Raw genomic sequence first — 14,474 nt, 5'->3', positions numbered from 1 at the left:
TTCACGCGCCCCCTTTCTGGACGAGCTCATCCAAGAGCTTCTCCGAAAACAGGTTACCGCGACCCAGCTGCCCGGCAGGATCGAGCTGGAGCTTGAGCCGCGCCGACTCGACCATGGCCTCGTGACCGTACATCGTCTCCAAGAAGCCCGCCTTGATCTTGCCGACACCGTGTTCGGCGGAGACGGCGCCGCCCATGGCCGTGACCTCGGAAGCCCACTGGGCAAAGAGTTCTCCGCCGCGGCGGTAATCCTGCGCATCGCGCGGCAGAATGTTCACATGCAGATGGTTGTTACCGATGTGCCCCCAGGCGGCAGATTCAAGCCCGCTTTCGGCCAACGTGCGGCGATAAAGGGCGATGACATCGGCCAAGCGTGCGTTGGGCACCGACATGTCCGAGCCCAGTTTGGTGATGGTGGGATCCGTGCGGCGACGCTCGTCGATGAGCATGTTGACGCTCTCGGGCACCGCATGGCGGAAGAATCGCTGACACTCGCGATCGACCTCGGTGCGCGCGACCCATGTCGCATCGTCGCTTCCGCCCGCAAGCTCCAGTACCCACCCCAAGTGATACAGCTCCTCAGTCGCCTGGGCTTCGTCGTCGCAGTCGAGCTCCACGTAGACACAGACCTTGGCGTCTTTGTCGAGCGCCGGCAGCGAGGCGAACGCGGTCGACTGCTCACGCTGACGACGCAGGATATCCAGAGCGCCCGCATCGAAATATTCGATGGCAGCCGCGTGGGACAGGACGGGACGCACAGAATCGGTGAAGGACACGGCCTTGTCTTCGCTATCAAAGAAGCAGCTCACGCCCCAAACGACCGCAGGCGCCGCCTGCAGGGCAATCTCGAGCTCGGTGATGACGCCGAGTGTGCCGCACGCACCGATAAACAGATCGATGGCATCCATATCGTCAGCAACGAAATAGCCCGAAGCATTTTTGGTCTTGGGCATGGTGTAGTCGGGAAGGTCGAGCTCGAGCGTGCGACCCTGCACCGTGACGAGCGAAAGGCGACGACCCTGTGCAAAAACCTCGCCACGGTGAAGCTCGAGCAGGTCGCCATCGATCAGCGCGACATGAAGGCCCGTGACGTGAGGGCGCATGGGGCCGTAAGCGTAGCTACGGGCGCCGGAAGCGTTGCATGCCGCCATACCGCCCAGGCAGGCAGATGCCTCGGTGGGATCGGTAGGAAAGAATTGTTCGGGGGCTTCCTGGAACTCCTCGTAGGCCTCAAGCGATGCCTGGTCCCAGCCGGCAGTCGGCAGCACTTTCTTGCCCAGTTGCTTGCGCAGCTCAGACAACACGACGCCGGGCGCCACACGCAAAAGAAAGCGGCGCTGCTCATCGCGGCGAAGGCCTAGGTAGCGATTCATGCGGGAAGTATTGAGAATGTGACCGCCATGGGGCACGGCTCCGGCGGCAAGACCGGTCCGGGCGCCCTGAACCGTTACCGGGACACGCTCGGCATGGAGCTTTTTCAAAATGGCGCGGACCTCGTCCTCCGTTGTCGGAAACGAGATGCTCGAGGCCTCGCCCGATGTGCGAGACTCATCGCGACCATACTCTTCGAACTCGTCGGTGAAGGGTTTGATGGTTGCAGACACGCGAACTCCCCCTTTAGCTAACTACAGTGTTTGCAGGGAGATGTTACCGCATCGTTTCGTCGACGTGTTCGAAACCGTCTCCATAATTGGCGATTTTTACGTTCGTGCAATTCGGCGAGCGGCAAGGTTTCCTCGGCAGACGATGCTTTTGACACATGTCGCTTTACCGCCAGCGACCACGCAATTGTCGCTCGAAAAAAGTTGAAGTTATTTTTGCCATCTTTTACCTGCGGAGATGTCAATCCGTCAAGCATTTGGTCAGAAATTGGTCAAGTAGCGACTGATACGGTCGGCATCGACAGCCAAAACCAATGGTAGTTTTGGCCCCAGAAGCAGGGAGGTTCCCATGGCATATTACTGGCCCCAGTACGGCGTCGCCATCGAGGTCGACGACGATCCCTATCTCCTGCCTTTCGACGAAGAGGCGTTCCCCGATACGGCGGTCTACCACGTCACCACCGATGTTATCTGCGACCCCGAGTCGTTCTCGGCGCTCGCCCACCACATCGCGCGTATCCACAACATCGAGCTCCCTCATGACTTCGACGAGCTCATCTATTCGCGCCGCCTGATGCTTCACATGCTCTTTGGAGCGGACCCGTCCACGTTCGCACGCGTCTACACCACCAAGGACGCCGCATGAGCGCGAAGAAGCCGCCCCGCCTTGCAGGACTGGGGCGTCGCAAGAAACTCGTCGTTGTCTGCCTGGCTATCGTCTGCGCCCTCATCGCCGTAGGGCTATACGCCTGGCAGTCGCAGCCCGTGCCCGAAGCGGGCGCCTCAGTCACGACGGCAGAAGGTAAATCGCGCCAAGAAATCCAGGATGAGCTCGACGCCATCGTCCGCGACAACATGATGACGATCTCGGTCGCGCCGGTCGCACAGTTGCAGGAAGGCGGCAAGTTGCGCGTCAACGTGCAAAACGTCCAAGACAACAAGTTTCCCCAGCGCTTCCGCGTGATTCAAAACGACGAGACCATCTATGAGTCCGGTGTGGTCGAAGCCGGCAAGACGGTTGAGACCTGCCCCGCCGGCGATATCCAAGAAGGCGAGGCATATATCGAGATTCAGGCACTCGATGCCAAGACCTACGACACCCACGGCAATCCGACGCGCGTCAAAGTGCGGGTGGCCCAGGCAGACGGCTAGTGGCCGACGCGCTCGCAGGGGCAGCACCCTGTCCCCATTCGTCCAACCATCACGGAAACAATCCGTGACGAGCAGAAAGGATCGATTATGAACACACCCATGAACCTGAGCGGAGCCAGGGCACTCGCCGTGGGCGCAGGGCTTACGCTCGCACTTGCGATGGGCGCCGCGCCAACGGCGGCCATCGCAGAGGTGCGCGTTGGAACCACCGATGTGACGGTGAAGGCCGACATAAGCAATGTTTCGTTTAAGGCGCCAACGGTCATCCCCTTTGCCGCCAAAGCCGACGGAACGCTTGTAGGACCTTCCGACAAGACGATTACCATCGACAACCTCTCGGCATACGGCATCCACGTCACCAACATGAAGGTCACGGCCAAGAATGACTGGACAATCGTTGCAGACGCAAAGACGGGCTCGGCCCAGAACTCCATCGATTTTAAGGTTGGCCCCGATAAGGCAGAAAAGGCTGCCAGCTCGGCGACTCAGACTACGGGCCTCGATCTTTCCAAGGACGCAAACTTCGACATGAAGTACCAGGGCATTGCCGATGGAACGGACAAGATCAAGCTCAGTGTGAGTGGACACGTCGCGCGCGTTACGCGTGACATCTACCACGCCACCGGTACGGGAGATCAAGTGGCAAGCATCACCTGGACGGTCGAGCCCGGTGCGCACGCCACGTCCTAAGGCGATCGCACTGGCCGCCATCGTCGGCATCTTGGCGTCCGCGCCTGCCATGGCCTTTGCTCAACAAGAGCAAGCGCAGGCGGCCACAGAAGTGACCGTCGACCTTTCGGGCCTTAATCGCGGCGGCCGTCACGAGCCGCTCGCTCAGACGAGCGACACCCGGCAACTCATTGCGACAGGCGCCGCCACGGTGGGAGCAGGACTGACGTGCCTTGGCCTGCACATCAAACGCAACCAATAGCCAAGCACGACCGGAGTACGCGAAATAGATAGGAGAACCATGGCACCCAAAAACCTTTTGCCCGTCGCCGCGCTCTGCAGCGCACTGGTAGGCGGTACGCCTCTCGCCGCTTGGGCGACGCCCGCCACGGCAAACTCCTTACCGCAAGCTCTGAACCCCGTGGCGAATTCGTCGGGTATCGTCGCCTGCCAACGTTTTTCGCTCGCGCACGCCACGATCCGAACCTCGGGATGCCTTCGCCGCAATACGGTCGGCTCGATAGTCGTGGATATCAAGCGACCGGACAAGGAGAACGGCCCCCAGACAGGTTATGCCATCTGCACATGGAAATCGGCTGCAGTCGACGCCGATGGCGACCCATGCGACCTAGAGCTGCGCATCGATATTGACTCGGTCGATGACTCGGCGAACGGGGCGAAGGTCGTCTTCGACAGCGCGGCCTATGAAGAAGGAGGGGGTGTATGCCTGGGCTGCGTTCCCTCGAATGTCGATGGCGCGCAGCCCATCATCTCCTTTACGGCATCGCTGCGACTGACCAAGGCGAACACCGAAGCCATCGCAACGGGAGATGCGCCTTTGCTGTTCTACGCTGGCGACGCGGATGACCAAGAAGCTCAAAGCACCAGACAGAAGGGCTCGCTTAACCTCACGCGCGGATCAGAACCCGCCCCCATCAATATCGATACCCAGGAGCCGGGCGTGCATCGCATTCTCGCCGATCCGGCGCTGCTCCAAATGACATGGCACGGAGTGGGGTCCGTCGGGATTGCTGCTCCTATATCGAGCGATAATGACAAACCCCCCAAAGACGAGATCGCAGACGCACCGGTGCATGTTGACGATGCAGACGATGCATCATCAGAAGGCAACGCTGCGGCCCCTCTCGAGAAGCCAGGCGGCACCGCCACCGAACCAGGCAATCCCCAACCGAAAGACGGCCTGGAATTTGCCGCTCCCCCAGATGTCGACGAAGGCAACTGTTGCATGATGGTCGCGCTCGACCACACGGAAACCGTCGATGCCGCAAGCATTGAGCCAGTCGCTGCCAATGCGCCCCGCCGCAAAAATATCCTCATCGCGTTCCCCAATACCGTCGAGCTCGTCTTTTTGCCTTCGGGTGAAGTCGTCGCGCCTACGGCACTTACAGCAGTGGGAGCAAGGAGCGCATCGAACGACATCCAAGCTATCTCGGCACTTGATGCCACAACGACCGCCAAGTTGCACCTTTATTCCGTTGCAGCAGACGGAACGCGAACCGAAGAATTCGACGGAACCAAGCTTTTGGTTCCTCGTCGCATCGGTATCCAAGAAGACTTCCCCTATCAAATGGAACTCGAAGGGTTCGATCGCGCACGAGATGCCGACATCATTGCCGCGGCCATCGAGTCCCCACAGCACCTCATGACGCTGCGCTTCGACTTTAGCCCCGTCCTATCCTAGACCGCTAACCGCCGCTTGGCTCGGACACTGAGCGCTCCCCTCCCCGTTCTGTTACGATTGCCGCGTTGGCATCAATTACAGGAGGGTTCATGCCGGGTTTAGGAACGATCATCAACGTCGCGCTTTTGATCGCGGGCGGTCTGCTGGGCCTCATGGGCGGGCGCTTCATTACGCCCCGCATCCAAGACACGCTCATGAAGGCGTCGGGGCTGTGCGTTCTGTTTATCGGCCTGGGCGGCACCATGCAAAATATGCTCGTTATCGATGGAGAGGCGTTGGCGACCACCGGCACCACCATGCTTATCGTCTCATTTGCCCTCGGTTCGCTCATCGGCGAGGCCATCAACCTGGAGGCCGCCATCGAGAACCTCGGCGAATGGCTCAAGCGCAAAACCGGCAGTGAGGGCGACAACGAGTTCACCAACGCCTTTGTCTCGGCATCACTCACCGTGTGTATCGGCGCCATGGCCATCGTAGGATCGATTCAGGACGGTCTGCTCGGCGACTGGTCCACGCTTGCCCTGAAGGGCGCGCTGGACTGCATCATCGTCTGCACCATGACGGCCTCGCTTGGCCGCGGCTGCATCTTCTCGGCCCTGCCCGTTGCCGTATTCCAGGGCACGATTACGCTTTTTGCCGGCGCACTCTCCCCTATCATGACCACCGCAGCCCTCAACAGCCTTTCGCTTGTGGGCTCCATGCTCATCTTCTGTGTTGGCGTTAACCTTATTCGGCCTCAGACCTTCCGCACGGCCAACATGCTCCCCTCCGTCGTCGTGGCGGTCATCTACGCCCTCCTGTTCTAAACTATCTGCATAGTGCTATCTCGAACACCTGTTTGATGCTGTGCTATGATATGAGGTCACCGACACCATATAGGGAGAGGAGAGGGCGGTGGCCGACCAGGACGTCAAGATGCTCATCGAGCGCATTATGGCCGAGGCCCGGACCCATCAGTCCGCCCGCTTCTCAAACGAAATCTATGCTGACGAGCCGATTCTCAAGACCGGTCGTCAGATGCAGAACTTCCTCCCCGACCAGTACCGCAAGATGCGCGAGATATCACGCTGGCAAGATGACCCCAAGGGCGGCGCGGGCCGCTGGCTATCGGAGGCGGAGCTCTTTTACCGCCAAGGCCTGCTGATGGCCGACTTCGAGGATGATTACCCCTATAGCGGCACCTTTAAGTCGTACTTTCCCACCTACAATGCCATGAGCGATCGACAGTTGCGCGGCTACTTTACCTGGCGTGCCCAAGTGCGCCGCGGAACCGTCGAGGAAACGTCTACGTCCTTTGCCTTTCTGTATCTCTATGAGCTGATTTGCGGCATTGGCGTAGATAATCCGCTCGATGGCTTTAGCAAGATCAAGGCATTTTGGGATGCCTATCGCGCCTTTGAACCCGGCATCGACCGGTTCGCACGCGTGTGGCTGCAGGACTACGCCGTGTTCCATGAGCTCGACCCCAAGCTGCTTCGCGACTCTAAAACCGTCGCATTCGACAACGCCCTCATCGAGCTGCGCCGTGCGGCGCGAGACCTTGTACCCGCGCCGGCGCCGTCGGACCTGCCGCCTGCGCGTCGTAAGACTTCCGAGCCCACGCTTCCCCTTCCGCCCGATGAGGCGCATGAGGAGCGGCTCATGGCTGCCATCGACGCACTCTCGACGTACAACCTGAATAACTCACGGCTCGACCGTTCCCACCATCGCGACCTGCGCCACGTGGCATGCGCCGTGTATGTCCGTATGGCGCGCTACTATGACACGCACCGAAAGACTGGCATCGTAGCGAGCTTGTTTGGGGAGGAGACGGCCATGCCCTACACCATGTTTGCCTCGGCCGTGTTCTTTGCGCCCGAGCGCCACGAGGACTGCGAATATCGCCTAGACCCCATTCACATCTACCGCTGCCAGAATGGCTTTTGGGAATGCATGCGGATTCACGGCAGCAGGCAAAAGAGCAGCAAGCTCGGCGAGATGATGCGCGCTTGTGATCAGCGCCTGCGCTTGGCACTGGATCCCGGCCATCCCCTTAAGGAAGAGAAGGTTCCCAAATATCTGGCTAAGATTATCGACGACGAGATCACGGCATGGCTTTCATGGGATGCCGCGCATCAGCCCGTCAAGATCGATATCGACCTGAGCCAGCTGGGGCACATTCGGAGCGCCGCCGCACAAACGCGCGAGGCGCTTTTGATCGACGAGGAGCGCGAGGACGGCACGCTTGCGGATGTCGAGGCGGCAGTTGCCGAACGACGGGAAGCCGAGCCCGTGGCCGACACGATCGCCGAGCCAGTCGCGACGACCATGCAGCAGGACGAGGCTAGCGAGCCGACCATCTCCACCGAGCAGTTTGGCGTCGTAGCCCCGCTCCTCGCACCAGCGCCCACGCCCGCCGACACTGCGTCCGCACTCAATCCTGCAGCAAACGCCTATCTTCGAGCACTACTCGAGCAAAACGCAGCGCAGACGGCATCGGCGGTGGCAAAGTCGGGCAAGAGTGAAGACATGCTCGTCGACAGCATCAACGAAGCGCTCTTTGACCTGGTGGGTGACACCGTAATTGAATTTGGCGCGGCAGGACCGCGCATTATCGAGGACTACGAAGCAGACGTGAGAGGATACTTAGACCATGAGTGATACCGCATCCGCAGCACCCCGCGTGCCCAAGCGCGTCGCCGCCGTCATTCTCAACTCGCTCAAGGGCGGCGTTGTCCCGCGCATCGGCCTTCCCTATATCACCGTGGGGCGAGAGGTCGAGATTCGCGCTCTGCTCACCGACCTGAGCCTCATCGCCGATGGCGGCGCAAGCTTCCGTTTCCTAGTCGGTCGCTACGGCGCCGGCAAGAGCTTTTTGCTCCAGACGATCCGCACGCACGCCATGGGCGAGGGATTCGTCGTGGCCGATGCCGACCTATCCCCTGAGCGCCGTCTGCAGGGCGGCCAGGGACAGGGCCTTGCCACCTACCGTGAGCTCATCCGCAACATATCGACCAAGACGCGCCCTGAGGGCGGTGCGCTCAACCTTATTCTGGATCGCTGGGTCGCCTCGTGTGCCGACGTCGACGAGTCGGCCGTCAATGCCCAACTGGCCCCGCTCGAGGAAATGGTCCACGGCTTCGACTTCACCCGCATGCTCCGCCGCTACCGCGCGGCCGTATCCGAGGACGACGAAGAAGCTATGAGCCGCGTGACCAAATGGATCCGCGGCGAATACCGCACCAAGAGCGAGGCTCGCGCCGAGCTGGGCTCCTCGACCATCATCAGCGATGACGACTGGTACGACTACGTTAAGCTCATTGCGCGCTTTTTGGTCTGCAGCGGCTACAAGGGCATGCTGGTGCTCATCGACGAGCTCGTGAATCTGTATAAGATTCCCAACGCCATCACACGCCAATACAACTACGAGAAGATCCTGACCATGTACAACGACACGCTCCAGGGCAAGGCGCAGTACCTGGGCATGATCATGGGCGGCACGCCAACCTCCATCGAAGACCGCCGCCGTGGCGTGTTCTCCTACGAGGCCCTGCGCAGCCGACTCGCTCAAGGCCGCTTTGCACGCGAGGATCTTAAGGACATGCTCGCGCCCATCATCCGCCTGCAGCCACTCACCTACGAGGAGTTGCTGGTGCTGATCGAAAAACTCATGCAGATCCATGCCGGCTACTTTGGCTGGACGCCCACGCTTACCGAGAACGACTTGGTGGACTTCCTCAAGATCGAGTTCGGCCGCGTGGGAGCTGACACGCATCTGACGCCGCGTGAGGTCATTCGCGACTTTATCGAGCTGCTCGACATCCTATGCCAAAACCCCGACGCCAACGTGGCCGAGTTGCTGCAAAGCGTCGGTGGCGACGCGCTGGCGCCGACAGCCGCAACAGACGACACCGGCACCGCAGGCGACGACCGCAACTTCGCCGAGTTCACCATCTAACCTGCCAAAAAGGTCAGGTTTATTTTGGCAGGTTTTATCTTGGCAAACGCCGATGTTGCAAAATATCGAGCCGTTGCCCGTTGCGTTGATCAGCCCGTTGATGAGAGGAGGTCCCATGAACGCTTTTGACCGATATGCCCCGTTTATCCAGGATTTCATTTACTCCCACGATTGGGAGAGTCTGCGCTCCATCCAGGTTGCGGCGGCAGATGCCATCTTCAACACGCAAGACAATGTGCTCCTGACGGCATCCACGGCATCTGGCAAAACCGAGGCAGCCTTCTTTCCCATCCTGACCGAGTTTTGGGAGAACCCGCCCGCGAGCGTGGGCGCCCTTTACATTGGCCCCCTCAAGGCGCTCATCAACGACCAGTTCGTTCGCCTCAACGATCTGTGCGAAGAGGCCGACATCCCCGTCTGGCACTGGCACGGCGATGTCTCGCAGTCGCACAAGGCAAAGCTCATCAAAAAGCCGAGCGGCATCCTACAGATTACGCCCGAATCACTCGAGGCGCTCCTGATCCACAAGCACATGGCAATTCCGCGTATGTTCTGCGACCTGCGCTATGTGGTCATCGACGAGGTCCACTCGCTCATGCGCGGTGACCGCGGCGGGCAGACGCTCTGCCTTATCGAGCGTCTTTCGCGCATGGCGGGCGTGCGGCCCAGGCGCATCGGCCTTTCCGCTACCATCGGCGACCCCGAGCGCACGGGCGCTTTTCTCTCACAGGGAACGGGACGCGACTGCGTTATCCCCCGTTTTGAGGAGCCGCGCCGCGTGTGGCGTATCTCCATGGAGCACTTCTACAACTCGGGTCCCCAGGCTCAGCAGCGAGGATTCACGAGCACAGGTCCGCAGGAAGCTGAGGTGCTCGCATGCGAGCGCATTGAGGCGGCACCAACCGCGGCACTGCCCGTCAGCACCCAAGACATGCGCCACAGCGGACAGCTCACACAGGAGGAGCGCCGTCAACGTCGCGAGCAGGCACGGGGCAAGGCTGCCCCCAAGGACCGTCGCACTTCCTCAGCCCCCGAGGGCGATGTCGACATCCCGCAGGCAGCCGAACAGGCACTGCTCAGCCCCACCGACACCGCACCCGACAACGCCGACCCCGGCATGGGCTACATCTTTGAACATACCCGCGGCCGCAAGTGCCTGGTCTTTGCCAACTCGCGCGAGGAGGCAGAGGCCGTGTGCTCCATGTTGCGCAGCTACTGTGAAAGCCGGCACGAGCCCGACCGTTTCCTCATCCATCACGGTAATCTTTCGGCATCGTTGCGCGAGACGGCAGAAGAGCTTATGCGCGACGAGGAACAGGCACAGACGACCGTCACCACCTCCACGTTGGAGCTCGGCATTGATATCGGCCGTCTGGAGCGCGCGTTCCAGATCGATGCACCGTTTACCGTCAGCTCCTTTTTGCAGCGCATGGGGCGCACAGGCCGCCGCGATCTTCCGCCCGAGATGTGGTTTGTCATGCGCGAAGAGGAGCCCGAGCCGCGCACGATGATGCCCGAGACCATTCCGTGGAAGCTCCTGCAAGGCATCGCGCTTGTACAACTCTATCGCGAGGAAAAATGGGTTGAGCCGCCCGAGCTCGATCGGCTCCCCTACAGCCTGCTCTATCACCAGACCATGTCGACGCTTGCCAGCACCGGCGAGCTCACACCGGCCGAACTTGCCCAGCGCGTGCTCACGCTCAGTTATTTCCATCGCGTCTCGACCGATGACTATCGCGTGTTGCTGCGCCACCTCATCAAGATCGACCATATCCAGGCCACCGAAGGCGGTGGGCTCATCGTGGGCCTCGCGGGCGAGCGCATCATCAACAACTTTAAGTTCTACGCTGTATTCCAGGAAAACGAGGAGTTCACCGTTCGTAGCGAATCGGCCGAACTGGGCACGATTGTCAACCCGCCACCACCTGGCGAGCGCATCGCCATCGCGGGCCATTGCTGGATCGTCGAGGAAGTGGACTGGAAGCGTCATACCGTCTTTGCCACGCAGGTCAAGGGCCGCGTGCCGGCCTACTTTGGCGACTGCCCCGGTGACATCAATACACACGTACTCGAGCGCATGCGAAAGGCGCTCAACGAGCACGCGGCATATCCGTACCTCATGGGCAACGCACGGGCACGCCTTGCACAGGCTCGTCATACCGCCGAGATTTCGGGCGCGGGAACTAAACCGCTTATCAACCTGGGCGGCGACACCTGGGTACTCTTCCCCTGGCTGGGCAGCTACGCCTTTCTGGCGCTCGAACGTATGCTCAAGATTAAATGCGCCACGGAGCTTGGCCTTCGCGGACTCGACCCATCACGCCCGTACTTTATGCAGTTTAAGATGAAGGCCGACGAGGAGACGTTCTTTGAGGTGCTCGCCGCCGAGGCCGAGAAGGACTTCGATCCCATCGAGCTCGTCTATCCCGGCGAGGTGCCTTACTTTGATCGTTACGATGAGTTCGTTCCCGAAGAGCTCGTGCGCAAAGGCTTCGCCGAAGGCGTGCTCGACATCGAGGGTATGAAGCAGCGTGTCCGCAGCTGGCACGACCACGCCTAAGACCAGTCTTTCTGGGACGGGGGGACTTACTTGTCGTGAAGGGCGGTGCCGAGGAAGTTGGCGTCGAAGGGCACAGCTTCGGCAAAGGCGTAGTCGCCGTCGCTGGCGATGAGCAGGTAGTTCTCCTCGCCGCCGAACTCCGCATCGCCACATGGGACCACCCAGGCGTGGGCGAATACCTCGACTGCCGTGGCAGCGCAGTCGCGCAGGAACGTCACGTCGCTCCCCTCGTTTGCGCTCACGATATTGGCAATGTAGATGCCGCCGACATTTAGGCTGCCCCGCACCAAACGCAACGCCTCAACCGTCACCAGCTCGCGTACGGGCTCGGCACCGCCAAAGCAATCGCTCACGACCACGTCGTAGCGACGATGGCCCACGCTCGTCACGCCCAGATACGAACGCGCCTCGGCGGTAATCACCCTCAGGCGATCGCCCGCCGCGCGCTCCAGCTCGTCTAGGTAGAACCAGCGGCGCGCCAGACGCGTAATCTCTCCGTCATACTCGATAACGTCCATGCGCAAGCCCTCGTGCGACATCAGCGCAAATTTGGGATAGGCAAACCCACCGCCGCCCAGCATAAGCATACGGTCGATGCCGTGGCCATAAGCGTCGCGCATCGCATCCTCGGACTCAAACACGTCGTCAAACGCACGATAGTACGCAAAGACGGGCTCCGCCCAACGATCGCCGACATAGCTCGCGCTTTGGTAGACGCCGCCCTGCGCGAGCACACGGACCTCGTCGCCGCTCTCATCGTGCACGCGTTTCACACGCGCCAACCCATTGCGGGTTCGCGCAACCTGCAGACAGGCAGCACGAACAGCGACGGCGGCCGCACCAAGCGCCGCGGCTCCCAGGGCAACGCCGGCAACGACGCCAGCAGAAACACTCGGCTTGTTCATCTAGAGCTCCTTTTGCAGATAGAGTCCATGATCGTAAAAACCCAAATGGCGATAGTACTCGCGCGTACCAATCGCGCTGATCACGTTGATGCGCGTATAACCCGCATCCCGGGCAATCTCGCACGCACGCTCTACGAGCAGACGCCCCAACCCATGGTGCTGGGCCGCCTGGCCTTGATACCCCACGCGCGCCGCCATGCCATAGACGTGCACCTCGCGAATCATCGCCTCGTCCGGCGTCGTCGGCAACTCGTCCGCATGCGTGGTGACAAAGGCGCGATCGGGAAGCGACAGGCGCAAAAAGCCCGCGATCTTGCCCTGCGGCGTCACCCACTGCAAAAAGCGCTCGCGCGTCACCGGCGTCTCGTACGCCACTTCCTCGTCAAGGGTCAACTCGTCCAGATCGGCACCCGCCGTGCTGATCTCGCGATAGCGAATCTCACGCACCATCGCACCATCACCCCGAGCAGCCAGGCGGTTCTCAACGAGCTGGCGCAGGTTGGGCTTCTTGTTGCCCACCATAATGTCGTCGGAACTAAAGTCGCGGATCATGCGACTAATGCGGCAGAACGCCGGCGTCACCACGATGTCGTCGGCCAGCACGTCGAGCAGCTCCTCCTCGGTATAGGGGCGCCACTCGCCACGCTCGTAGCAGCCCACCAGACGCGAGCCATCGATGAGCGCACACGGATAGACCTTGACCTCGTCGGGCATAAAGGCCCCCTCGGTCATAAAGCGCACGTAGTCGCGCTTGTCCCCCTCCGGCGTGGCGCCCAGCAGGTTGAGCATAAAGTGCGCGTGGATCTTAAAGCCAAACAGGCGCGCAAGCGAAAACGCCCGCTCGATCTGAGCCACCGAAATGCGACGCTCGTTGATATCGAGCAGGTGCTGGTCGAGACTCTGGATACCCATCTGAATCTTGGTGCAACCCAGGCAGCGAATGAGCGTGAGGGCCTGCGGCGTCACGGCATCGGGGCGCGTCTCGATAACGAGCCCCACCACGCGATGCTTCGCCGTCTCGTTGATGCGCTGCTGACGCTCAAGCTCCTCCATCGTTGCCGTTTGCCACTCGGCAACCTCGCCCCACGGCGTACCGGGGCCGTACAGACGACGCACCGCGCGGTTATAGCCGCCCACGGCAGCATCCACACGCTCCTGCTCGTCGGCAACACCGCTCGCAAGCTCGGCCTCGTCTGTCGCAATGCCGGCTGCCCGATAGCGCTCGCGGCGCTCTGTTACCACCGGCGGCAGGGCATCGGCGGGAGCGTCATCGAGCAGGCGCCCTGCCTCGGCACGGCTGATGCCCGGACGCGCCAACATGGGGTTGGCCGCTACGCCGGCGACGGCATCGTCATTGAGCGCGCGGAAGAGCTCCGACATAAACCATGCCTGATACCCTTGCGGATAGTCGCTCCAGGTGCCACCGAGCACGATGAGCTCTATCTTGTCGGTCGCATGCCCCATCTGCGAAAGCGCCGTCAAACGGGCACTCACCTGCAGATACGGATCGAAGCAATTTTGCTCCGCACGGGCACACGCCGGCTCAGCGTGCAGATAGCTCTTGGGCATGCGCAGGTCGTTGGGGCAAAACAGGCAATCGCCCGAGCACGGCCACGGCTTGGTGATGACGGTAATGGTCGCCACGCCCGAAGCCGTGCGACGAGGCTTCATCCTCAGCACTTGCAGCAACCGACGTTCCAGATCGGCGTCGACATTCCACCCAGCCCACCGCGCCGGCTCCTCACGTTTAACCCGCTGGTAGAACGGCAGCAGACGGCGCTTGGCCAAATCGCGTTTGTCGGCGCCCTCACGGCGCGCCTCGGCATGTATCAGTTTGACGAGCGCTTTGTCGTCCACGGTCTCGCCGCGACGCAGAGCCTCGAGTATGTTCAAGATAATCTGTTCCATGCCCCCATTGTAAAGGCAAAGGCGCCGGAGCCGATCTCGGC

12 protein-coding genes are annotated in these 14,474 nt (G+C 61.1%); 9 read left to right on the top strand and 3 right to left on the bottom strand.

Annotated features, from left to right (window positions below; all coding sequences use genetic code 11):
• Nucleotide 1: 1 nt before the first annotated feature.
• Entirely contained in the window at nucleotides 2-1,603 is a 1,602-nt protein-coding gene (locus AAA138_RS01880) for an FAD-binding oxidoreductase (RefSeq protein WP_349089345.1), read from the bottom strand.
• Nucleotides 1,604-1,949: 346 nt separating this feature from the next.
• Between AAA138_RS01880 and AAA138_RS01875 the strand changes: the two genes are divergently transcribed.
• From AAA138_RS01875 to AAA138_RS01835, 9 genes are all read left to right on the top strand, one after another.
• Nucleotides 1,950-2,246: a hypothetical protein gene (locus tag AAA138_RS01875; protein ID WP_271748673.1), complete on the top strand. Its 297-nt coding sequence runs from the start codon at nucleotides 1,950-1,952 to the stop codon at nucleotides 2,244-2,246.
• The gene (locus tag AAA138_RS01870) at nucleotides 2,243-2,752 is read left to right on the top strand and encodes a hypothetical protein (protein WP_349089344.1); all 510 of its coding nucleotides are present in this window, start codon (nucleotides 2,243-2,245) and stop codon (nucleotides 2,750-2,752) included. Before AAA138_RS01875 ends, AAA138_RS01870 begins: the two co-directional genes overlap by 4 nt.
• Nucleotides 2,753-2,839: 87 nt before the next feature.
• Nucleotides 2,840-3,442: a hypothetical protein gene (locus AAA138_RS01865; protein ID WP_349089343.1), complete on the top strand. Its 603-nt coding sequence runs from the start codon at nucleotides 2,840-2,842 to the stop codon at nucleotides 3,440-3,442.
• Nucleotides 3,423-3,683: a hypothetical protein gene (locus AAA138_RS01860; protein WP_349089342.1), complete on the top strand. Its 261-nt coding sequence runs from the start codon at nucleotides 3,423-3,425 to the stop codon at nucleotides 3,681-3,683. Before AAA138_RS01865 ends, AAA138_RS01860 begins: the two co-directional genes overlap by 20 nt.
• Before the next feature lie 39 nt (nucleotides 3,684-3,722).
• Complete coding sequence (locus AAA138_RS01855; protein WP_349089341.1) at nucleotides 3,723-5,123, top strand: hypothetical protein; 1,401 nt, start codon at nucleotides 3,723-3,725, stop codon at nucleotides 5,121-5,123.
• Nucleotides 5,124-5,212: 89 nt separating this feature from the next.
• On the top strand, nucleotides 5,213-5,929 hold the full coding sequence (locus tag AAA138_RS01850) for a DUF554 domain-containing protein (RefSeq protein ID WP_349089340.1): 717 nt from the start codon (nucleotides 5,213-5,215) through the stop codon (nucleotides 5,927-5,929).
• 88 nt (nucleotides 5,930-6,017) lie between these two features.
• The gene (locus AAA138_RS01845; RefSeq protein ID WP_349089339.1) at nucleotides 6,018-7,763 is read left to right on the top strand and encodes a TerB N-terminal domain-containing protein; all 1,746 of its coding nucleotides are present in this window, start codon (nucleotides 6,018-6,020) and stop codon (nucleotides 7,761-7,763) included.
• Nucleotides 7,756-9,060 (top strand): ATP-binding protein, encoded by a 1,305-nt coding sequence (locus tag AAA138_RS01840; RefSeq protein ID WP_349089338.1) that lies wholly within the window; start codon nucleotides 7,756-7,758, stop codon nucleotides 9,058-9,060. Before AAA138_RS01845 ends, AAA138_RS01840 begins: the two co-directional genes overlap by 8 nt.
• A 115-nt stretch (nucleotides 9,061-9,175) precedes the next feature.
• Nucleotides 9,176-11,620, top strand: coding sequence for a DEAD/DEAH box helicase (locus AAA138_RS01835; protein WP_349089337.1), 2,445 nt, complete (start codon nucleotides 9,176-9,178; stop codon nucleotides 11,618-11,620).
• 26 nt (nucleotides 11,621-11,646) lie between these two features.
• Here the strand turns inward: AAA138_RS01835 and AAA138_RS01830 are convergent, their stop codons facing one another.
• Together AAA138_RS01830 and AAA138_RS01825 are read right to left on the bottom strand one after the other, a co-directional pair.
• Nucleotides 11,647-12,525, bottom strand: a complete 879-nt coding sequence (locus tag AAA138_RS01830) for a fused MFS/spermidine synthase (protein ID WP_349089336.1) — start codon at nucleotides 12,523-12,525, stop codon at nucleotides 11,647-11,649.
• A complete protein-coding gene (locus tag AAA138_RS01825) occupies nucleotides 12,526-14,433 on the bottom strand; it encodes a tRNA uridine(34) 5-carboxymethylaminomethyl modification radical SAM/GNAT enzyme Elp3 (RefSeq protein WP_349089335.1) in 1,908 nt (635 codons plus the stop codon).
• Nucleotides 14,434-14,474: the final 41 nt, after the last annotated feature.

The sequence above is a fragment of the Collinsella sp. CLA-JM-H32B genome, from assembly GCF_040098065.1.
Lineage (GTDB): Bacteria > Actinomycetota > Coriobacteriia > Coriobacteriales > Coriobacteriaceae > Collinsella.
This window is presented reverse-complemented; position numbering and strand designations above follow the sequence as displayed.